Raw genomic sequence first — 21,140 nt, 5'->3', positions numbered from 1 at the left:
GATGGGGACGAGAGTGTTGCTGAGCGCCAGATCGATGGCAACCGAAAAACGGGCAAATAATCCGAGCGAAAAATTACGCTTCTCCTGCACCCGGTTCACTGGCTAAGCTCAGGGCTCACGAATTCCCGCAGAGGTCTCACCCATGCCGCAGCAATGGCCAGCCGCCGATATCGCCCGAATGATCCTCGATGGCTTTGACGATTACCGCGAGCATTTCCGTCAGATCACCGACGGCGCACGGGCCCGTTTCGAGCAGGCCAAATGGCAGGAGACGCAAGTCGCGTCAGCTGCGCGGATCAATCTCTATGAAGAAAAAGTCAGCGAAACGGTGGAACGGCTGCGCATCGCGTTTGACGCCGACACGCTGGATGTCAGCTGCTGGCCGCTGGTCAAAAGCGCGTACATCACATTGATCGACCTGCGCTTCGACGATGAACTCTCCGAGACCTGGTACAACTCGATTTTCTGCGGTTTGTTCAGCCATGACCTGATCAGCGACGGCTGCATGTTCATCCACACCACCCGCCCGAGCCTGCGTCGGGCCCGCGCTGCACAAACCCGCACCTACAAACCTCAGGGTCAATTGTCCGGCATGCTGGCGAGCATATTTGCCGACTACCGCTTCAGCGAGGATTACGCCGACCTGGCCGGTGACTTGAGCCGCCTCGAAGCGCAACTGCGCGAGAACCTGCCGGACTGGGTGTGCAAAGACCCGGAGTTGAGCGTCGAACTGTTTTCCTCGGTGCTTTATCGCAATAAAGGGGCGTATCTGGTTGGGCGCATTTACACCCACGACGAACAGTGGCCGTTGGTGATTCCGCTGCTGCACCGCGAAGGTCGCGGGATTCAGATCGATGCGCTGATTACCGATGAAGCGGACGTGTCGATTATCTTCTCGTTCACCCGTTCGTACTTCATGGTCGACGTGCCGGTACCGGCGGAGTTCATTGGTTTCCTCAAGCGTATTCTGCCGGGCAAGCACATCGCCGAGCTGTACACCTCGATCGGTTTCTACAAACACGGCAAGTCCGAGTTCTACCGGGCGTTGATCAATCACCTGGCCAACACCGACGACCAGTTCATCATGGCCCCCGGTGTGCGCGGCATGGTCATGAGCGTGTTTACCCTGCCGGGTTTCAACACCGTGTTCAAAATCATCAAGGACCGTTTCTCGCCGTCGAAAAACGTCGACCGCGCCACAGTGATCGAGAAATACCGCTTGGTAAAAAGCGTCGACCGCGTCGGGCGCATGGCCGACACCCAGGAGTTCGCCGATTTCCGTTTCCCGTTGAGCAAATTCGACCCGGCGTGCCTGGAGGAATTGCTCGAAGTCGCCGCGTCCACGGTGTCGGTGGAAGGTGACACCGTGCTGATCCGCCACTGCTGGACCGAACGGCGGATGACGCCGTTGAACCTGTACCTGGAAAACGCCAACGAGGCGCAGGTGCACGAGGCGCTGGAAGATTACGGCCTGGCGATCAAGCAACTGGCGGCGGCGAACATCTTTCCCGGCGACATGTTGCTGAAAAACTTCGGCGTCACCCGCCACGGTCGCGTGGTGTTTTATGACTATGACGAGATTTGCTTCCTGACCGAGGCCAACTTCCGGCACATCCCGCAGCCGCGCACGCCGGAAGACGAGATGGCGTCGGAGCCCTGGTATTCGATCGGGCCGCTGGATGTGTTTCCTGAAGAGTTTCCGCCGTTTCTGTTTGCCGATTCGGGGCAGCGGCGGCTGTTTGATCAGTTGCATGGTGAGTTGTACAACGCCGATTACTGGAAAAGCCTKCAAGARGCGATTCGCRCCGGCAAAGTGATCGACGTGTTCCCGTATCGGCGCAAGGGCCTCGATAACGAATAACCTCGTTTGGGCRACCACAAACCTGTAGGAGCCCGGCTTGCCGGCGATGGCGTCCGTAAGATCGCAATCGCCGGCAAGCCGGGCTCCTACAGGGAACAGTGGCCATTCGAAAAATCGCCGCRCTCATTTGTACCGCCAAATCTGCGACAATCGCCCCCCTGCGCCACTAGACGACTGAATTGCGTACCCGATGACCGACGAATCGCCCTCCATCGACAAACTGCTGAAAAACCTCGATCACGCCATGCTTGCCGACCGCCACCGGCTGCGGCGGCAGTTGCTTGAGCTGCGCAAGAAACCTGACGAGGCCAAGCTGGCCCTGTGGGTGACGCGGATGCAGGCATCCTGTGATCAGGTGTTGGCGCGGCGGGCCAGCCTGCCGGTGATTCGGTACGACGACAGTTTGCCGATTGCCGCCAAGCGCGACGAAATCAAAGAAGCGCTGCTCAAGCATCAGGTGCTGATCATCGCCGGCGAAACCGGCTCGGGTAAAACCACCCAGTTGCCGAAGATCTGCCTGGAAATCGGTCGCGGCCAGCATGGCCTGATCGGCCACACCCAGCCCCGTCGAATCGCCGCCCGCAGCGTGGCCAGCCGCGTGGCCGAAGAACTGGCGACGCCACTGGGCGCGCTGGTCGGTTATCAGGTGCGATTCGAGGATCAGAGCGATTCCAACACCCTGATCAAACTGATGACCGACGGCATCCTGCTGGCGGAAACCCAGAACGACCGCTACCTCGAACGCTATGACACGATCATCGTCGACGAAGCCCACGAACGCAGCCTGAACATCGACTTCCTGCTCGGTTACCTGAAAACCCTGCTGCCGCGTCGCCCTGACCTGAAAGTCATCATCACCTCGGCAACCATCGACCTGGAGCGCTTCTCCAAACATTTCGATGACGCGCCGATTGTCGAAGTCTCCGGCCGCACCTTCCCGGTAGAAACCTGGTATCGCCCGCTGACCCTGGAGCAGGACGAAGAGGGCAACCGCGTCGAGGATGACTTGACCGTGGACCAGGCAATCCTCGCCACCCTGGACGAAATAGCCGCATTCGAACGCAGCGAGCGCAAGAGCCCCGGTGATGTGCTGGTGTTCCTGCCCGGCGAGCGCGAGATTCGTGACGCGGCCGACATGCTGCGCAAGGCCCAGCTCAAGCACACTGAAATCCTGCCGTTGTACGCACGCCTGTCGCCGGCCGAGCAGCAGCGGATTTTCCAGTCGCACCCAGGCCGCCGCGTCGTCCTGGCGACCAACGTCGCGGAAACCTCGCTGACGGTGCCGGGCATTCGTTACGTGATCGACAGCGGTACCGCGCGCATCAGCCGTTACAGCTACCGCGCCAAGGTCCAGCGCCTGCCCATCGAAGCGATTTCCCAGGCCAGCGCCAACCAGCGTAAAGGTCGCTGTGGTCGGGTCGAGCCCGGTATCTGCATTCGCCTTTACGGTGAAGACGATTTCATTGGCCGTCCGGAATTTACCGACCCGGAAATCCTGCGCACCAACCTTGCCGCCGTGATCTTGCAGATGCTGCACCTGCGCCTCGGCGAGATCACCGATTTCCCGTTTATCGAACCGCCGGACGGTAAGGCGATCAGCGACGGTTTCAACCTGCTGCAAGAACTCTCGGCGGTGGACCGCAACAGCCAGCTGACCCCGCTGGGACGCAATCTGGCGCGCTTGCCGGTGGACCCGCGCATGGGCCGCATGCTTCTGGAAGCGGCGAAACTCGGCAGCTTGCAGGAAGTGCTGATCGTCGCCAGCGCCATGTCGATTCAAGACCCGCGCGAGCGTCCGCCGGAGCGTCAGCAAGCGGCGGATCAGGCCCACGCACAATGGAAAGACGTGGACTCGGACTTCGCCGGGCTGGTCAATCTGTGGCGCGGTTTTGAAGAACAACGCCAGGCGTTGACGGCGAGCCCGTTGCGCAATTGGTGTCGCAAGAACTTCCTGAATTACCTGCGTCTGCGCGAATGGCGCGACTCGCACCGCCAGTTGAGCCTGATCTGCCGCGACATGCAGCTGAGCATCAACAAAGAGCCGGCGGACTACCCGAAACTGCACAAAGCCGTGCTTTCGGGCCTGCTCAGTCAGATTGGTCAGAAAACCGATGAAGGCGATTACCTGGGGGCCCGTCAGCGGCGTTTCTGGATTCACCCGTCATCCGGGCTGGGTAAAAAACGCCCGCAATGGCTGATGACTGCTGAGCTGGTGGAAACCACCAAACTCTATGCGCGCATGGTCGCCAAGATCGACGCCGACTGGATCGAGCCGCTGGCCGGGCACCTGATCAAGAAAAACCACTTCGAACCGCATTGGGAGAAGAAGCGCGGTCAGGTCGTGGCCTTCGAGCAGATCACCTTGTTCGGGCTGATCGTGGTCGGCCGTCGGCCAGTGCATTACGGGCCGATTGACCCGGTGGTGTCCCGTGAGTTTTTCATTCGTGAAGGCCTGGTGCGTGGCGAAATTCAATCCAGGGCCAAATGCCTGACGGCCAACGCGCAACTGCTGGAACAACTTGACGAACTGGAAGCCAAGGCCCGCCGTCGCGACATTCTGGCCGACGAAGAAACCCTGTTCGCCTTTTACGATGCGCGATTGCCGGCGGAGATCCACCAGACCGCGACCTTCGACAGCTGGTATCGGGTCAACAGCCAGAAAGACCCACAGCTGCTGATCATGCGCGAAGAAGACGTGCTGGCCCGCGAGGCCAGCGAAGTCACCGCCATGCATTACCCGGACACCTTGCACATCGGCGATCTGGAACTGGCGCTGAGTTATCACTTCGAACCCAATCATCCACGCGACGGTGTGACCTTACGCGTACCGGCACCGTTGCTGCCGATGCTGCCACCGGAACGTCTGGAGTGGCTGGTACCGGGTGTGATCGAAGCCAAATGCATCGCGCTGGTGCGCAACCTGCCCAAGGCACTGCGCAAGAATTTTGTGCCGGTGCCGGACTTCGTCAAAGCGGCGTTGCAGCGCATGACGTTCGCCGAAGGTTCGTTGCCTCAGGCGTTGGGCCGCGAGTTGCTGCGCATGACCGGCGCGCGGGTCAGCGATGAAGCGTGGGCCGAGGCGTCGCAGCAGGTCGACAGCCATTTGCGCATGAACCTGGAAATCGTCGACGGCCAGGGCAAGTTCCTTGGCGAAGGGCGTGATCTGGCCGAACTGACCGCGCGTTTTGCTGAAGCGAGTCAGGCGGCGTTGGCTGTACCGCAATCCGCGAAAAGCCAGCAGCCGGTAGAAGCGAAAGTCTTTGCCGCGGTTGCCGAGAAAACCCAGCAGAAGATCGCCGGGCTGTCGATGACGGTCTACCCGGCGCTGGTGGAAGAAGGTGGCACGGTCAAGGAAGGGCGTTTCTCGACGCCGGCTGAAGCCGAGTTCCAGCATCGCCGCGCCTTGCAACGTTTGCTGATGCAGCAACTGGCGGAACCGGCGAAGTTCCTGCGCGGCAAATTGCCGGGGCTCACGGAACTGGGCCTGATGTACCGCGACATGGGGCGTATCGATAGTCTGGTGGAAGACATTCTGCTGGCCAGTCTCGACAGCTGCATTCTCGAGGGTGAAGAACCGTTGCCGCGCGATGGCGCCGGGTTGGCGGCGTTGGCCGAGCGCAAGCGCGGTGGCTGGACTGACCACGCCGAGCGTCTGGCGAAGCTGACGCTGGAAATCCTCAAGCTCTGGCATGGTCTGCAAAAACGCTTCAAGGGCAAGATCGACCTGGCGCAAGCCGTGGCCCTGAACGACATCAAGCAGCAGCTCAGTCATCTGGTGTATCCAGGCTTTGTCCGTGAAACGCCGATGGTGTGGCTCAAGGAATTGCCGCGTTACCTGAAAGCGGTCGAGCAGCGTTTCGAGAAAATCGGTGCTCAGGTGCAACGGGATCGGGTGTGGAGCGGCGAATTGTCCGGCCTCTGGACCCAATACCAGGCCCGCGCCAGTAAACACGCCCAGGAAGGCAAGCGTGATCCGCAGCTGGAACTCTATCGCTGGTGGCTGGAGGAATACCGGGTTTCGCTGTTTGCCCAGCAATTGGGGACCAAGGTGCCGATCTCCGACAAGCGCCTGAACAAACAGTGGACCCAGGTCGAACTGTAGGAGCCGAGCTTGCTCGCGATGGCGGCATCAAAGACGCCATCGCCGGCAAGCCGTGCTCCTACAGTTGGGGGAGGTACTTCATCTCGCAAAAGGCGCCAAAACCCAATGTTTATGGCAAACTTCGCGCCTATAAACGCCGGTTCCGCGGTTTTGAGCCCTTCAAGGTTCGGGGGATCGGAATAAAGCGATGCCTGGTTGGCTTCCCATGACGGGAACAGACCCCTTGTGTGTTGGTACGTCGGTGCCAATGCTTTCTGCCTGAACAGATTAGAGAAACAACCATGCATAACGTCGTCATCAGCGGCACTGGCCTGTACACCCCGGCCAATAGCATCTCCAACGAAGAGCTGGTGCAGTCTTTCAACGCCTACGTTGCTCAATTCAACGCCGACAACGCCGAGGCCATCGCCCGTGGCGAAGTCGAAGCGTTGATCGAATCCAACGCGGCGTTTATCGAGAAAGCCTCCGGTATCAAAAGCCGCTTTGTCATGGACAAGGACGGCATTCTCGACCCGCAACGCATGGCGCCACGCCTGCCGGAACGTTCGAACGACGAATGGTCGGTACTCTGCCAAATGGCTATCGGCGCCGCCGAACAAGCCTTGCAGCGCGCCGGCAAGACCGCCGCGGACATCGACGGCGTGATCGTCGCCTGCTCCAACCTGCAACGCGCCTACCCGGCCATCGCCATCGAAGTCCAGGAAGCGCTGGGCATCCAGGGTTTCGGTTTCGACATGAACGTTGCCTGCTCCTCGGCAACCTTCGGCATTCAAGCGGCCACCAACAGCGTGCAACTGGGCCAGGCCCGGGCCATCCTGATGGTCAACCCGGAAGTCTGCACCGGTCACCTGAACTTCCGCGACCGCGACAGCCACTTCATCTTCGGCGACGCTGCCACGGCCGTGATCATCGAACGTGCTGACCTGGCGACGTCCAAGTACCAGTTCGACATCGTCAGCACCAAGCTGCTGACCAAGTTCTCCAACAACATCCGCAACAACTTCGGCTTCCTCAACCGCACAGCGGAAGAGGGCATCGGTGCCAAGGACAAACTGTTCGTGCAGGAAGGCCGCAAGGTGTTCCGCGACGTGTGCCCGATGGTTGCCGAACTGATCGCGACGCACCTGGAAGAGAATGCGCTGAACATCAGCGACGTGAAGCGCTTCTGGCTGCACCAGGCCAACCTCAGCATGAACCACCTGATCGTCAAGAAACTGCTGGGTCGCGAGGCCACCGAAGAAGAAGCACCGGTGATTCTCGACACCTACGCCAACACCAGCTCCGCAGGTTCGGTGATTGCGTTTCACAAGAATCAGGATGATCTGGCCGCCGGTTCGCTGGCCGTGCTCAGTTCGTTTGGCGCCGGTTATTCGATTGGTAGCGTGATTCTGCGCAAGCGTTGAGCTCACGGATGAGAGGTATACATGGCTGTCGCTGACGACACCCGATTGCTCGACCGTCTGTTGGCGGGCGAGCAGAAGGCTTATAAGGAATTGGTCAGCACTTACCAGAGTGCGATGCGTGCGGTGGCCTATGCGATTGTCGGCAACCGGCATGCCGACGAAGTGGTGCAGGACGCCTGGTTGTCGGTCGTGCGCAATCTCAAAGGATTCGAGGGGCGTTCGAGTCTCAAGACCTGGTTGCTGACCATTACCGCCAACTCGGCCAAAGGTCGCTACAAGCAAAACCGCCGCGAGGTTTTGCTTGATGACCTTCCGTCGCCCCACGGCACCATCGATGACGATCGTTTCTCTCCGGGCGATGGTCATTGGCTGGTGGCGCCGTTTGCCTGGCACCAGGACACCCCGGAAGCGCTGCTGACCGAAAACGAGCTGCGTGAATGCCTGGAACGCACGCTGCTCAGTCTGTCGGAACTGCAAAGCAGCGTGTTGTTATTGCGCGAGCGTCAGGGGCTGGAGCTGGAAGAAATCTGTAATCTTCTGGAAATCTCGCTCTCCAATGTTCGCGTGCTGCTGCACAGGGCGCGGTTGAAGGTGTTTGCGACGGTGGAACATTTTGAGGAGACCGGGGAATGTTGACCTGCAAGGAACAAGTGGCATGCTCCAGCGATTATCTTGACGGTCAGTTGAGTTTTCGTGAGCGGCTGATGGTGCGTCATCACCTGATGTTCTGCCCTAATTGCCGGCGCTTCATTCGTCAGATGCGGCTGATGCAGGCGACATTGCGCGCCATGCCCGAAGAAACGGTGCCGGACGCCGATGCGCTGGCCGAACGTCTCACTGCCGAACGTCGCAAGGACATTCCGTAGCAGAGGGATTCATTGCGGGGATCAAGAAACAGCCTTGCGTGGATGTATCGAACGGATGATGGGGATCAATCCATCCACGCCAGACTGTAAAAGCAACCGGCTTCCTTGCCCGAGTCATATAGCGGGGTAAATCAGAACTTCGCTTCAGCATCCAGTTGCAGGGTGTTGATGTCCGAATCTTTCTTGTTGGTGCTGGCGTTGATTTGGTCAGAGTTAGCCAAGAAGTACGTGGCGCCGAGGGTGAAGTTCTTGTCCAGCTCGTAGCTCACTTTCAACTTGCTGCCGCGCGAACCGGTGTAACCGTAGGCGAAGTCGGAGTCGGTGAAGGCGCCGACCACCGAGTTACTCTGTACATCACGGTAGTTGTAGTCCACTGCAACGCCGTAGAACTTGGTCTTGACGCCGGCCAACCAGGCAGTGTCCTGGTCATTGCTGGCTTCGGTGTTATTGACGTACTGACCGTATAGCGACAACGGCATTGGCAGACCGCCAATGTCCAGCTGACCGAAACCTTCGTACAGGTTGAATTCTTCGCCCGGGCTGTTGCCATTGACGGCCAGTGCACACGGTGCAGTGGTGGTGCCGGAGGTAGGGCAAGCGCTGTCTTCATCGTTATCGTAGGCGTAGAGACTGCCGCCCAGGGTCATTTTCAGGTTGTCAGTGATAGCGAAGCGCCCACCCAATTGGCCTGCGTACAGACGCAGATCGTTTTTGAATTGCACGCCTTCGCCGTCGACGTTGTCCTTGAGGGTGTAGTGACCGGCGCTACCGAACAGCTCGGTGCTGCCGCTCAGCGGGTACTTGTAAGTCACTGCCAGGCCTTCCGGGTTGACGTCGCTATCCCAGATGACGTCGCCCATGCTCACCCATTGCTGCGGCATCTTGCCGCCAACGAGGTGCAGGTTCTTGATGGCGTCGGGGTGGTAGTCGATGTAACCCAGGTCCAGCCAAATCTGCTTCTTGTCAAAGTAGTTGTCCAAGTCCTGATTGGTGGAACGAGCGTCGTCGTTGTTGCCGGTGGCAATACGAATACCGGTGTCGACTTGCGGGTTGATTTCGCTGTAGGCACCCAAGCGGGCACGAATGCGCTGACGGTTCTTGTCTTTGTTGTTAGGCGCGTCATCGTTCTGGATAGTTTCCTGACGGAAACGCATGTCGCCCTTGAATTGGGTCTTGGCAGCCCACGCGAGTTTCTGGTCGAAGGTACTCAGTTCAGTGGTTTTCTTCGCCGTCGCTGCGATTTGCTCGTTGGTCTCTTGCTGAGCCTGTCGAGCGATTTGCTGGTCCTTCTGTTCCTTGGTCAGCTCGGCTTGCAGTTCGCTGTATTGGGCGTTAGTAATCGAGCCGTTGGCCTTGAGCATGTCGAGCAGTTTGGCGTCGACTGCGGCGCTGGCCGGAACGCTCATGGCCAGCATTAGCCCGCCAAACAGGCCGGCCGCAGTTTTCGTGGAAGCAAGACGCATATCAATCTCCGAAGATGAGAGTGGATGACTGAGCCATCCAGGGCACAACCGACCATTGATGGACGGTAAACAATCGCCATATATAACTAGGCGCTATAAAAACATGCGCAAGTATTGCGATTGATTATTACAAATCAGCGTCAAAGTAATGGCGCCCAGATGACGATAAAAAGTCTGTCTGGACACTCTCTTCAGAGGCCTGATGGCGAAGCGCGGGTGTGGATTGGCTGTGGAGTGCGTGTGGATTGGGTTTCGTTAAGCGATACTCGCGAAGCTTTTACGCAAGAAGTGGAGAGGAAGTTGATGCCGCTGCAACGTTTAGAAAAACTTTCGGCAATAGCACCGTATACCTGGGATGCGCTCGTACCTGAGCGTCAGCCATTTCTGCGCCATGCCTTTCTCAGTGCCCTTGAAGACAGCGGCAGTGTCGGTCCGCATTCCGGCTGGCAACCCGAGCATCTGTTGCACGTCGAGGGTGATCGACTGATCGCCGCACTGCCCAGTTACCGCAAGTGGCATTCCTATGGCGAGTACGTGTTCGATCATGCCTGGGCGGATGCCTGTGCGCGGGCCGGCATCGACTATTACCCCAAATTATTGACCGCCGTGCCCTTCAGTCCCGTCAGCGGCCCGCGCTTGCTGGCGTCCAGCGTCGAGGACGGTTTCGAGCTACTCAAAAGCCTGCCGGGCTACCTTGAGATCGAGGAGCTTTCCAGCGCGCACATCAACTTCACCGACCCGTTCACCGACGCGGCACTGGCCGAACAGCCCGGCTGGTTGCAGCGAATTGGCTGTCAGTATCACTGGCAGAATCGCGGCTATCGGGATTTTCAGGACTTCCTCGACGTCCTGAGTTCACGTAAACGCAAGCAGATGCGCAAAGAGCGTGAGCAAGTCGCGGGGCAGGGCATTGATTTCGAATGGCTTGAAGGTCGGCAGCTGGATCAGGTGCAGTGGGATTTTGTCTACGCGTGCTACGCCAATACCTACGCGGTGCGGCGGCAAAGGCCTTATTTGACGCGCGAGTTTTTCAGCCTGTTGGCCGAACGCATGCCGGAATCGATTCGTGTGGTGCTGGCCAAACAAGGCTCACGGCCGGTGGCCATGGCCTTCAGTCTGGTGGGGGGTGACAGTTTTTACGGTCGCTACTGGGGCTGTCTGGCGGAGTTTGATCGACTGCACTTTGAAACCTGTTTCTATCAGGGCATGGATTATGCGATTGCCAATGGCTTTCAACGTTTTGACGCCGGTGCCCAAGGCGAGCACAAATTGATTCGCGGGTTTGAACCGGTGATCACGCATTCCTGGCATTACCTGCGTCACGCGGGTCTGAAAGCGGCGGTCAAAGACTTCCTGCAACAAGAGCGCGTTGGGGTGCTGGCGTATGCAGAAGAGGCGAGGACCGCCTTGCCCTACCGGCAAGACTGATCCTCGTCCGAGGCTTTAGGTACCTTCTTTGCCCAGCCAGCGATAGGTTATGCCGCCGATCACCGCGCCCAGCAGCGGTGCGACCCAGAACATCCACAGCTGTTGAATGGCCCAGCCACCGACAATCAGTGCCGGGCCGGTGCTGCGCGCCGGGTTGACCGAGGTATTGGTGACCGGGATCGAGATCAGGTGGATCAGGGTCAGCCCCAGGCCGATGGCGATGGGCGCAAGTCCTGCCGGGGCGCGCTTGTCGGTGGCGCCGAGGATGATCAGGATGAACATCGCCGTCATCACCAGTTCACAGACAAACCCTGCCACCATGGAATAGCCGCCGGGGGAGTGTTCGCCATAGCCGTTGGATGCCAGGCCGCCGGCCAGGTCGAAACCGGGTTTGCCGCTGGCAATGAAGTACAGCAAAGCCGCTGCAATCACCCCGCCAATCACCTGAGCAATGATGTAAGCCGGCAGCTCCTTGGCCGGGAACCGTCCGCCGACCACCAGCCCCAGCGACACTGCCGGGTTGAGGTGGCAACCGGAGATATGGCCGATAGCAAACGCCATGGTCAGCACCGTCAACCCAAACGCCAGGGCCACCCCCAGTAAACCGATTCCTACATCCGGGAAGGCGGCGGCCAGCACCGCACTGCCACACCCCCCCAACACCAGCCAGAACGTACCTACCAACTCTGTCGCTGAACGTTTGAATAGAGACATAGAGCGTGCCCTTTCGAGGTTTTACTGCCTATCGCATCCAGCAGATGGACTGCAGAACCATCACCAGAACCTTGGCTGAGTACAGCAGGGTTTTTTCAGAATTCCAGTGCCATAAAAAACCGCCAGAGCCCGTGGTTGATAGGCTGCGGCGGTTTTTTGCATGAAGACGGTCCCCTGTAGGAGCTGGCTTGCCAGCGAAGGGGCCGGCACATTCAACATCCCTGTTGACTGACCCACCGCTATCGCGAGCAGGCTCGCTCCCACAGGGGATAGGGGGATCGCGAATTAATCGATTCCGACAAAGCCCCCGGTCTGGTGCTGCCACAACCGTGAATACAACCCGCCATGGGCCAGCAGTTCTGCGTGTGTTCCGGTTTCGGCGATCTTGCCGTTTTCCAGCACCACCAAGCGGTCCATCCGGGCAATGGTCGAGAGACGGTGGGCGATGGCGATCACGGTTTTGCCCTGCATCAGGGTTTCCAGACTTTCCTGGATTGCCGCTTCCACTTCCGAATCGAGGGCCGATGTGGCCTCGTCCATGATCAGGATCGGCGCATCCTTGAGCAGCACGCGGGCAATCGCTATCCGCTGACGCTGACCGCCAGACAGTTTCACCCCACGCTCACCCACATGCGCATCAAAACCAGTGCGACCTTCGGCATCCGAGAGCAACGGGATGAACTCGTCGGCGCGAGCCTTGTGCACCGCTTCCCAGAGTTCGGCATCGGTGGCGTCGGGTTTGCCGTACAGCAAATTGTCGCGGATCGAGCGGTGCAGCAGCGACGTGTCCTGAGTGATCATGCCGATACGTTCTCGCAGGCTCTCCTGGCCGACTTCAGCGATGTTCTGGCCGTCGATGAGGATTCGTCCTCCCTCTACGTCATACAGGCGCAACAGCAGGTTGACCAAGGTTGATTTACCGGCGCCGGACGGTCCAATCAAGCCGATCTTTTCACCCGCTTTGATGTTGAGATTGAGGTCGCCGATGATCCCGCTCTTCTTGCCGTAGTGGAAATCCACGTGCTCGAAACGCACCTCGCCACGGGCGACGGCCAATGGTTTGGCCTCGTCTCGATCCATCACGCTGACCGGTTGAGAGATGGTCTGCAAGCCGTCCTGAACCATGCCGATGTTTTCGAAGATGCCGGTCACCACCCACATGATCCAGCCGGACATGTTGACGATGCGAATCACCAGGCCCGTGGCCAGGGCAATTGCACCCACGGTGATCAGCGACTGCGTCCACAGCCACAGGGCCAGGCCAGTGGTGGTGACGATCAGCAAGCCGTTCATGCTGGTGATGACCACGTCCATGCTGGTGACCACACGGCCGGCCAGTTGCGCCTTGACCGTCTGTTCTTCGATGGCTTCCTTGGCGTACTGCTGTTCGAAATTGGTGTGGGCGAACAGTTTCAGCGTGGTGATGTTGGTGTAGCCATCGACGATCCGCCCCATCAGTTTGGAACGCGCATCGGAAGACACCACCGAACGCTCTTTGACCCGTGGCACGAAGTAATAGAGCGCACCCATGTAGGCTGCGATCCAGCTCAGCAGCGGGATCATCAGGCGCCAGTCGGCTTCGGCAAACAACACCAGCGAACTGATCGCGTAGATCAGCACGTGCCATAGCGCGTCCACTGCTTGCACCGCCGAATCGCGCAACGAGTTGCCGGTCTGCATGATGCGCTGGGCGATGCGCCCGGCGAAGTCGTTCTGGAAGAAATTGAGGCTCTGTTTGAGCACGTAACTGTGGTTCTGCCAGCGAATCATGCTGGTCATGCTGGGGCTCAGGGTCTGGTGCACCAGCAGGTCATGCAGGCCGACGAACACCGGACGCAGGATCAGCGCCACCACCGCCATCCAGGCCAGTTCGATGCCGTGTTCCTTGAAGAAATTGACGTTGGGCGTGCCCTGGGCGAGGTCGATGATGCGGCTCAGGTAGCTGAACAGCGCCACTTCGATCAGCGCGCCAAACAGGCCGACGATCAGCAGGGCGGCGAAACTCGGCCAGACCTGCTTCAGGTAATAGGTATAGAAAGGGAAAACCCGATCCGGAGGGGCTGCCGTCGGTGCATCGCGGAATACGTCGATCAGTTTTTCAAAACGGCGATAAAGCATCAGTTCTCCGCCCGCGCACGGGCTCTCCTTTGAACAATGTGAGCGGCGCCGGTGGCCGGCAGCCGCTCAAGACTTCCTGTGAAGCTTAGTCGATGACTTTGGCTGACTTGATGAACACTGGATCGGCGGGCACGTCCTTCATGCCGCCACGGGTAGTGGTTGGCGAGTTGACGATGACGTCCACCACGTCCATCCCTTTCACGACTTTACCGAACACGGCATAACCATCACCGTTGTCGAGGAAATCGTTGTCCTTGACGTTGATAAAGAACTGGCTGGTGGCCGAATCAGGCGCCGAGGTGCGTGCCATGGACAAGGTGCCACGAACGTTAACCAGGCCATTCTTGTGTTCGTTCTTGATCGCGTCCTTGGTCACCTTTTGTTCCATTTGTTGGGTGAAGCCGCCGCCCTGGACCATGAACCCAGGAATCACACGGTGGAAAATCGTGTTGTTGTAGAAGCCGCTGTTCACGTAATCAAGGAAGTTCTTGGTACTGATCGGCGCCTTGACCGGGTCCAGTTCGATTTCGATCTGGCCGTTGGTAGTTTCCAGCAGAACGTGCGGCGCCTTGGCGGGCGTTGCAGCCATCAGGTTGGCAGCAAACAGTACGGAGCCGGCGACGAGGGCGATTTTCTTTAGCATGGGTCAGTGATCCTGAGTGAGGTGGTGTCGACTGCGGTGAGAAACTCGAGCAGTGTGTGGTTGAAGTGTTCGGGCTGGTCCAGCGGGGTGGCGTGGCGCGAATCGGCAATCACTACCAGCCGTGCATCGGGCAGTAGTTTTACATAGGATTCCTTCAGCGCGACCGGCGTGTAATCACGGTCGGCGCTGACGATGAGGGTTGGGCAGGTGACCTTCGAAAGTCGTTCCTGAACACCCCAACCAACGATGGCATCGAAGCTGGCGAGATAAGCATGTTTGTCGTTTTTTGCCCAGCGTTCAGCCATCTTTCGTCGCAGATCCGCCTGTTCCGGTTTCGGGAACAACTTGCCGCCGAGGGCCTTGCCGATGGTGCCGAGGCTGAGGGCGCGCATCAGGCTCCAGCGTTTGAACCACTGCCAGTAATCGTCTCGACTGCGCAGTTTGACCTCTGGCGCACTGTTGACGATGGTCAGGCTCTTGAGCAATTGCGGTTGATCCACGGCCAGTTGAAAACCGATCATGCCGCCCATCGACAGCCCCACGTAGTGCACCGGGCCGAGGTTCAGATGCTCGATCAGCGCGACCACGTCGGCGCTGAAGCCGGCGATGCTGTAGCGCTCGCGGGGTTTATCGGAACGACCGTGGCCGCGTACATCCGGGACGATCACCCGGTAGCGTGCGGACAGTGCCGGGATCTGCATTTCCCAGTCCAGCGTGCTGGACCCTAAGCCGTGGATCAGTAGCAACGGCGTGCCATGGCCGTATTCCTCGTAGTGCAGATTGCAACCTTCGTGTTCGAAATAGGCCATGCATTCACTCCTTGTCAGGCTTGTTCAGGGGCGGCGAAAGGCGCGTCCAGCGGTGCGGTGTCGAAGGTGCGCAGTAGTTCAATGAGAATCTGCGTCGCCGGTCCCAGGGGTTTGTCCTTGTTCGAGTACAGATAAAAGCTCGGGTTACGACTGCCGCCCTGATCCAACGGTAGCAGCTTGAGCGTGCCTTCTTTGAGTTCCCGTTCAATCATGTGCCTGGGCAGCCAGGCGAACCCCAGTCCGCTGCTGACAAACGTTGCGGCGGTGGCCAGGCTGCCGACGGTCCAGCGCTGTTCGGCACCGAGCCAGCCGACATCGCGCGGCTGCTGCCGCCCGGAGTCGCGGATCACCACTTGCATCTGGCTTTCCAGGTCCTGGAAGTTCAATTCTCGGTTGAGGCGGTGCAGCGCATGTTCGGGGTGGGCCACTGCGACGAATTCGACATCGCTCAACTCCGCCCCCAGGTAACCCGGGATGCTGAAACCAGTGATCGCCAGATCGGCTACGCCTTCGAGCAGGACTTCCTCTACGCCCGACAGCACCTCCTCGCGCAGACGAACCCGGCAGCCGCGACTTTGTGGCATGAACGCGGTCAAGGCGCGGACGAGGCGAGCGCTCGGGTACGCCGCGTCGACCACAAGCCGCACTTCGGCTTCCCAACCTTGTTCCATGTGATGGGCCAGGTCTTCCAGCTGACTGGCCTGTTTCACTAGTTGCCGCGAGCGACGCAGCAACACGCCACCGGCTTCGGTCAATACGGCTTTGCGCCCGTCGATGCGCAACAGCGGCACACCGAGTTGGTCCTGCATGCGTGCCACGGTGTAGCTCACCGACGATTGCGAGCGGTGCAGCGCTTCGGCGGCCTGGGCGAAACCACCGTGGTCGACCACGGCCTGCAACGTTCGCCATTGATCAAGGGTCACGCGGGGCGCTTTCATGAATGGCTCCTCTTGTCCTAAGCTGGCAGCCCTTTATGGAGACTGCTGAATGAAAAAGCTTTGTTGTGTGCTGCTGGCGATGCTGCCGCTGACGGCGTTTGCTTATCCGATTGATGTGCAGAAAAACCTCAACGGCATGAAGATCGACTACACCACCTACGACACGGATAACGACATGGGCTCCATCCGGGTGGCTAACTACGGCGACGTTGATGCGAGCTGCAAAGCGGTTTTCAGCAATGGCCCGGAAGCACCGCGTACTCGCAAGATCGATGTGCCGGCGGGAAAACACAAAGACGCCACCGCCAAGTTCACCCGTAGCATTATCAAGCTGCGCATTGAGCTGACCTGCACACCTAAATGACTTCAATCCCTTGTAGGAGCTGAGCTTGCTCGCGATAGCGGTGTGTCATTTAATTTGATGTCGGCTGACACACCGCTATCGCGAGCAAGCTCAGCTCCTACAGGGGTATGCTCAGCTTATAAACGAATTAATTGATGGGTTATAGCAGTTTTTTGCGCTTTTTCATCGATATGACTCTGTTTAATCTTCACTCCATCGCCTTACAGCATTCTCAGATGGAGCCTACATCCCATGTCACGCGTTCTGATCATCGAAAGCAGCGCCCGTCAGCAAGACTCGGTTTCCCGTCAACTGACCCAGACCTTCATCAGCCAGTGGAAAACGGCTCATCCGGCCGACCAGATCACCGTGCGTGACCTGGCCGTCAAGCCGGTGCCGCACCTGGATATCAATCTGCTGGGCGGCTGGATGAAACCTGCCGAGCAACGCAGTGACCTCGAACAGGCTTCGCTGGAGCGCTCCAACCAGTTGACCGATGAGCTGCTGGCCGCCGACGTGCTGGTCATGGCTGCCCCGATGTACAACTTCGCCATCCCCAGCACGCTTAAAGCCTGGCTCGACCATGTGCTGCGTGCGGGCGTGACCTTCAAATACACCGACACCGGCCCGCAAGGTCTGCTCAGCGGCAAACGTGCCTACGTGTTGACCGCTCGCGGCGGGATCTACGCCGGCAGCACCGCGGATCACCAGGAACCGTACTTGCGTCAGGTCATGGCTTTCATCGGTATCCATGATGTGACCTTTATTCACGCCGAAGGCATGAACCTGGGCGGCGACTTCCACGAGAAGGGCCTGAACCAGGCCAACGCCAAGCTTTCCCAGGTGGCATGAGGCTTTAATCGCCAGATAATCCCTTGATGTTCAAGTGACCTGGCGCAACCCCTTCAAGGCTTTACGCGCATCGAACCTCCCTTTGCACTTATTGCTCCTGAGTGCTGTTGCCCGATTGAACGCTTTAGCGAGATCGGGCTTTTTTTCGCCCACGATTTGATGGGCGCGCACATAACCCTGTAGGAGCTGAGCTTGCTCGCGATGAGGGCTGGTACACCGCTATCGCGAGCAAGCTCAGCTCCTACAGGGTTGTGTGTCGCCTGACGATTCGCAGTGATCGGTAAAACCCGCTATCGTCGCCGCCATTCAAAACGAGGCGAGCATGGGCTATCTACTTTTTGTCACGCTGATCCAGGCGTTTTCCTTCAGTTTGATCGGCGAATACCTGGCCGGTCACGTCGACAGTTATTTCGCGGTCCTGGTGCGCGTGGTGCTGGCGGGGCTGGTGTTCATTCCGCTGACGCGTTGGCGTTCGGTGGAGCCGGCATTCATGCGCGGCATGCTGTTGATCGGCGCGTTGCAGTTCGGCGTGACGTACGTTTGCCTGTACCTCAGCTTCCGCGTGCTGACAGTGCCGGAAGTGTTGTTGTTCACCATCCTCACGCCGTTGCATGTGACCCTGATCGAAGATGCGCTGAACCGGCGTTTCAATCCGTGGGCATTGATTGCTGCGCTGGTGGCGGTGATGGGGGCGGCGGTGATTCGCTACGACCGGATCAACCCGGATTTCTTCATGGGTTTCCTGCTGCTGCAACTGGCCAACTTCACCTACGCCGCCGGGCAAGTGCTTTATAAACATCTGGTGGCGCGCCATCCGAGCGATCTGCCGCACTACCGCCGATTCGGTTACTTCTATTTAGGTGCATTGGCGGTGGCCTTGCCGGCGTTTCTGCTGTTCGGCAAACAGAACTTCCTGCCCGAAGCGCCACTGCAATGGGGCGTGCTGGTATTCCTCGGCCTGGTCTCGACTGCATTGGGGTTGTACTGGTGGAACAAAGGCGCCTGCATGGTCAACGGCGGAACGCTGGCGGTGATGAACAACCTGCATGTGCCCGTGGGGTTGCTGATCAATCTGCTGATCTGGAATCAGCATGAGGAATTGGGGCGGTTGTTCCTCGGTGGGTCGGTGATTTTGATGGCGGTGTGGATCAGTCGTTTGGGGATCAGGCGCGCAGCCAAATTCGTGTAGGTGCTGCCGCAGTTGCAGCGGATGGGCCAGCAGGCAGAGGTTCAGCTGGTCAGCCATGGAGAAGTGAACTAAGGGAATGCCTGCATGAAAACTGCGTACAAAAAAATAGCGTTGGCTGTCTGCCTGTGTGCTGGCTTGACGGGGCCGGACGTTGAAGCCGAAGAGCCACCACCTACAAAAGATTGGAAGAATCTAACTATCAATGATCTTTCTGTCATGCGGCAACGGATAGTGACTTCTCATCCAGGCGCTATTGATAGTAATAATGAGGTTTTTACAGATTGGGTTGAACGGGGTTATTTGGAAGCAAGTCAGCTGTCTGAACGCGTCAACTCAAGGAAAGACTCTCAAGCCGTGCTGAATTTTTACATTGCGGGCTTCAAGGATGGACACGTAGGGCTGAATCAACCCGATCAAGGAAACTCTTCTTGGGCGGGTTTCATTTTGGAGATGCAGGGGCAGAATTTCGTTGTAAAACAGCTCGCTAAAAATTGGTCTGTACCGTTGCCGCCGATTGGTTCCAAGGTTATATCGTGTGATAACAAGTCAGTTCGCGAGATACTCCAGAGTGAAATATCTCCTTATGTTGATCGTCGCCTTGATCTGAAATCGACTTGGTTGCATTTGGCTAAGCAGCTAACTGTCGATGATGCCAACTATCCCGTGCTGGCGAGGGTCTTATCCAAAAGCTGTCTGGTTGTTCTGCCTAATGGAGTAAGACAAAATTTTAATTTATTGTGGCAAGAAGATCGCGGGCAATTGGACGCTTTTTTGCGCCAGCCTCAACCACTCCAATCGCTCCAGAATTTAGGGGGCGGGAGATATTGGATACATGTATCAAACTTTATGCCGTCAGCAGCCGAGAACGCTTCCCTCGATAAAATGCTCGACGTCATCAAGAGTATTGATGATGCCAAACTGGTTGTGCTTGATACACGAGGCAATCGCGGCGGTAACAGTTTAGTTGGTACTGAAATACTTTCTGCTTTGCTAGGCTCGCAAATGGTAAAAAGCCTGGATGAGTCATCTGCGTATGCAATGTGGCGGGTTTCTCCTTTTGCACTCACAACGCTCAATAATGCTCTCACTACCATGGGGCGTGACTACGGAGGCAATAGTGAAGCTTATAATTTTGTTTTTAGTTTAACCAGGTCGATGGAACTAGCGCTTCAGGAGAAAAAAGACTGGTTGCGACAACCGAGCACTTCCTCTGTCGATCAAGAGGGTTCGAGAGGATTCAATGCCCGAGGTTTTAAAGGTAAGCTTGCACTGGTGACTGACTCATTTTGCGCGAGTGCCTGTCTAGACTTTGTGGACGTCGTACTTTCCATTCCGGGGGTTGTCCATTTAGGGGCGTCAACGAGCGGYGATACAGATTATATTGATATAGGCTCTCAAGTGCTGCCGAGTGGTGCACAGTTCTGGATACCGTTAAAAGTATGGCGGGGGCGAGCGCGGGGGAATAATCAAAGTTATGATCCGTCATTTGTTTTTGATGGCGATATAAATGACACAGCGGCAGTCCAAAAGTGGGTACTTAATAACTTATGATCCGATCAGCGCCATTCCTCAAGCACAACGATAACCTTCCACACGAACTGCTCACCGCCATCGAGCAGGTGTACAAACCAGCAGGCCTGACATTGACGCAGGAGGCTCAACGCGAGCCGGAGAGTGCCGAGTACGAAGCCTGCCGTCTTGGCCTCGATGACCAGGAAGTGGTCTTCCGTGTGGCGAAGACCACGCCGACCAAGATTGGCCAGTTCGTTACGCTATGGAAGCGGCCGACGTCGACCAGCGAGATTGCCCCGTTCGACACCGGCGATGGCGTCGCCTTTGTGGTGGTGAGCGTTGCTGATGACACGCACCGCGGACAGTTTGTTTTTGATCAAAAAATACTGGCCGCCAAAGGGGTCATGTCGATTGACGGTGACGGTGGCAAGCGCGCAATTCGCGTCTATCCGCCGTGGGCCAGACCTGTCGCAAAACAGGCGATCAAGACGCAGCAATGGCAGCTGAAGTATTTCCTCGCGCTTGAACAGGACGGCGGCGCAGACGTGGATCAGGTGTGCCGACTCTTCGGAAAATAGACACCTGACCCTGTAGGAGTGAGCCTGCTCGCGATAGCGATGTAGCAGCCAACATCCATATCGACTGACACTCCGCCTTCGCGAGCAAGCTCGCTCCTATGTATGGACTCGCCCCCACTGTCTACCTGCTTTTCAAACACTGCTACCCGGTTGCATCTATGTATAAGGCCTATTCGAGGAAGCCATCTTTGGCTTCTGGCCAACATTGGTTGAGCTCACGGTATGCCGATTACATTCAGGCCTCGAAGGCCGGTAGGAGCGCAGGCATCAATCCGCGACGGTCTGACCTGGGGTCAATGTTTTCTAGCAGGGGCTGGAGCG

Annotated in this window: 16 protein-coding genes and 1 pseudogene; 11 read left to right on the top strand and 6 right to left on the bottom strand. The window is 58.0% G+C overall.

All coding sequences use genetic code 11. The features are described 5' to 3' along the window. Positions 1–142 precede the first annotated feature (142 nt). The 5 genes from aceK to AC1DWM_RS27835 all read left to right on the top strand — a co-directional run bounded on the left by aceK (position 143) and on the right by AC1DWM_RS27835 (position 8,232). Positions 143–1,861, top strand: a complete 1,719-nt coding sequence (aceK, locus tag AC1DWM_RS27855; protein WP_477796653.1) for a bifunctional isocitrate dehydrogenase kinase/phosphatase — start codon at positions 143–145, stop codon at positions 1,859–1,861. A gap of 190 nt (positions 1,862–2,051) precedes the next feature. Beyond that, positions 2,052–5,963 carry an ATP-dependent RNA helicase HrpA gene (gene hrpA, locus AC1DWM_RS27850; RefSeq protein ID WP_477796652.1) on the top strand — a complete coding sequence of 1,304 codons (3,912 nt, stop codon included), beginning with the start codon at positions 2,052–2,054 and terminating at the stop codon, positions 5,961–5,963. 281 nt (positions 5,964–6,244) lie between these two features. Further along, the gene (locus AC1DWM_RS27845; RefSeq protein WP_223516209.1) at positions 6,245–7,366 is read left to right on the top strand and encodes a beta-ketoacyl-ACP synthase III; all 1,122 of its coding nucleotides are present in this window, start codon (positions 6,245–6,247) and stop codon (positions 7,364–7,366) included. A 21-nt stretch (positions 7,367–7,387) separates the two neighbouring features. Next, positions 7,388–8,002, top strand: coding sequence for an RNA polymerase sigma factor (locus AC1DWM_RS27840; protein WP_452627754.1), 615 nt, complete (start codon positions 7,388–7,390; stop codon positions 8,000–8,002). Continuing rightward, positions 7,996–8,232 (top strand): anti-sigma factor family protein, encoded by a 237-nt coding sequence (locus AC1DWM_RS27835; protein WP_477796651.1) that lies wholly within the window; start codon positions 7,996–7,998, stop codon positions 8,230–8,232. The genes AC1DWM_RS27840 and AC1DWM_RS27835 overlap by 7 nt, the downstream gene beginning before the upstream one ends. A 131-nt stretch (positions 8,233–8,363) precedes the next feature. On the opposite strand, the gene AC1DWM_RS27830 is transcribed toward AC1DWM_RS27835, so the two are convergent. Continuing rightward, on the bottom strand, positions 8,364–9,695 hold the full coding sequence (locus tag AC1DWM_RS27830; RefSeq protein WP_477796650.1) for a putative porin: 1,332 nt from the start codon (positions 9,693–9,695) through the stop codon (positions 8,364–8,366). 303 nt (positions 9,696–9,998) lie between these two features. On the opposite strand from AC1DWM_RS27830, the gene AC1DWM_RS27825 reads away from it, so the two are divergent. Then, positions 9,999–11,123: a GNAT family N-acetyltransferase gene (locus AC1DWM_RS27825; protein ID WP_477796649.1), complete on the top strand. Its 1,125-nt coding sequence runs from the start codon at positions 9,999–10,001 to the stop codon at positions 11,121–11,123. Between the two features lie 15 nt (positions 11,124–11,138). Here AC1DWM_RS27825 and aqpZ read toward each other — a convergent pair whose 3' ends face one another. The 5 genes and pseudogenes from aqpZ to AC1DWM_RS27800 all read right to left on the bottom strand — a co-directional run bounded on the left by aqpZ (position 11,139) and on the right by AC1DWM_RS27800 (position 16,345). Next, complete coding sequence (gene aqpZ / locus AC1DWM_RS27820) at positions 11,139–11,837, bottom strand: aquaporin Z (protein WP_223516217.1); 699 nt, start codon at positions 11,835–11,837, stop codon at positions 11,139–11,141. A gap of 285 nt (positions 11,838–12,122) precedes the next feature. Continuing rightward, positions 12,123–13,955 carry an ABC transporter ATP-binding protein gene (locus tag AC1DWM_RS27815; RefSeq protein WP_223516226.1) on the bottom strand — a complete coding sequence of 611 codons (1,833 nt, stop codon included), beginning with the start codon at positions 13,953–13,955 and terminating at the stop codon, positions 12,123–12,125. Positions 13,956–14,040: 85 nt separating this feature from the next. After that, a complete protein-coding gene (locus tag AC1DWM_RS27810; RefSeq protein ID WP_223516228.1) occupies positions 14,041–14,598 on the bottom strand; it encodes a peptidylprolyl isomerase in 558 nt (185 codons plus the stop codon). A gap of 3 nt (positions 14,599–14,601) precedes the next feature. Then, positions 14,602–15,407: pseudogene (locus AC1DWM_RS27805) on the bottom strand (alpha/beta fold hydrolase). A 14-nt stretch (positions 15,408–15,421) separates the two neighbouring features. Beyond that, positions 15,422–16,345 carry a PA3225 family LysR-type transcriptional regulator gene (locus tag AC1DWM_RS27800; RefSeq protein ID WP_150713769.1) on the bottom strand — a complete coding sequence of 308 codons (924 nt, stop codon included), beginning with the start codon at positions 16,343–16,345 and terminating at the stop codon, positions 15,422–15,424. A gap of 49 nt (positions 16,346–16,394) precedes the next feature. On the opposite strand from AC1DWM_RS27800, the gene AC1DWM_RS27795 reads away from it, so the two are divergent. The 5 genes from AC1DWM_RS27795 (at position 16,395) to AC1DWM_RS27775 (ending at position 20,819) form a co-directional block, all read left to right on the top strand. Beyond that, a complete protein-coding gene (locus AC1DWM_RS27795; protein ID WP_223516232.1) occupies positions 16,395–16,709 on the top strand; it encodes a 3-phosphoglycerate kinase in 315 nt (104 codons plus the stop codon). Between the two features lie 231 nt (positions 16,710–16,940). Then, positions 16,941–17,540 carry an FMN-dependent NADH-azoreductase gene (locus AC1DWM_RS27790; RefSeq protein ID WP_223516241.1) on the top strand — a complete coding sequence of 200 codons (600 nt, stop codon included), beginning with the start codon at positions 16,941–16,943 and terminating at the stop codon, positions 17,538–17,540. Positions 17,541–17,862: 322 nt separating this feature from the next. Continuing rightward, a complete protein-coding gene (locus AC1DWM_RS27785) occupies positions 17,863–18,729 on the top strand; it encodes a carboxylate/amino acid/amine transporter (protein WP_223516243.1) in 867 nt (288 codons plus the stop codon). Positions 18,730–18,813: 84 nt separating this feature from the next. Next, the gene (locus AC1DWM_RS27780; protein WP_223516245.1) at positions 18,814–20,280 is read left to right on the top strand and encodes a S41 family peptidase; all 1,467 of its coding nucleotides are present in this window, start codon (positions 18,814–18,816) and stop codon (positions 20,278–20,280) included. After that, positions 20,277–20,819, top strand: a complete 543-nt coding sequence (locus AC1DWM_RS27775) for a MepB family protein (RefSeq protein WP_223516253.1) — start codon at positions 20,277–20,279, stop codon at positions 20,817–20,819. The genes AC1DWM_RS27780 and AC1DWM_RS27775 overlap by 4 nt, the downstream gene beginning before the upstream one ends. The last annotated feature ends 321 nt before the right edge of the window (positions 20,820–21,140 follow it).

The organism is Pseudomonas sp. P4_C8 (assembly GCF_056401975.1).
The sequence above is the reverse complement of the archived record's forward strand: the minus strand, read 5'-3'. Positions and strand labels throughout refer to the sequence as shown.

Bases quoted from the DNA above. Each gene is read 5' to 3' on its own strand.
- AC1DWM_RS27825 (WP_477796649.1), top strand. From the start codon at position 9,999: ATGCCGCTGCAACGTTTAGAAAAACTTTCGGCAATAGCACCGTATACC.
- AC1DWM_RS27785 (WP_223516243.1), top strand. From the start codon at position 17,863: ATGGGCTATCTACTTTTTGTCACGCTGATCCAGGCGTTTTCCTTCAGT.
- AC1DWM_RS27790 (WP_223516241.1), top strand. From the start codon at position 16,941: ATGTCACGCGTTCTGATCATCGAAAGCAGCGCCCGTCAGCAAGACTCG.
- AC1DWM_RS27830 (WP_477796650.1), bottom strand. From the start codon at position 9,695: ATGCGTCTTGCTTCCACGAAAACTGCGGCCGGCCTGTTTGGCGGGCTA.
- aqpZ (WP_223516217.1), bottom strand. From the start codon at position 11,837: ATGTCTCTATTCAAACGTTCAGCGACAGAGTTGGTAGGTACGTTCTGG.
- hrpA (WP_477796652.1), top strand. From the start codon at position 2,052: ATGACCGACGAATCGCCCTCCATCGACAAACTGCTGAAAAACCTCGAT.
- AC1DWM_RS27815 (WP_223516226.1), bottom strand. From the start codon at position 13,955: ATGCTTTATCGCCGTTTTGAAAAACTGATCGACGTATTCCGCGATGCA.
- AC1DWM_RS27795 (WP_223516232.1), top strand. From the start codon at position 16,395: ATGAAAAAGCTTTGTTGTGTGCTGCTGGCGATGCTGCCGCTGACGGCG.
- AC1DWM_RS27840 (WP_452627754.1), top strand. From the start codon at position 7,388: ATGGCTGTCGCTGACGACACCCGATTGCTCGACCGTCTGTTGGCGGGC.
- AC1DWM_RS27810 (WP_223516228.1), bottom strand. From the start codon at position 14,598: ATGCTAAAGAAAATCGCCCTCGTCGCCGGCTCCGTACTGTTTGCTGCC.
- AC1DWM_RS27845 (WP_223516209.1), top strand. From the start codon at position 6,245: ATGCATAACGTCGTCATCAGCGGCACTGGCCTGTACACCCCGGCCAAT.
- AC1DWM_RS27800 (WP_150713769.1), bottom strand. From the start codon at position 16,345: ATGAAAGCGCCCCGCGTGACCCTTGATCAATGGCGAACGTTGCAGGCC.
- AC1DWM_RS27775 (WP_223516253.1), top strand. From the start codon at position 20,277: ATGATCCGATCAGCGCCATTCCTCAAGCACAACGATAACCTTCCACAC.
- AC1DWM_RS27835 (WP_477796651.1), top strand. From the start codon at position 7,996: ATGTTGACCTGCAAGGAACAAGTGGCATGCTCCAGCGATTATCTTGAC.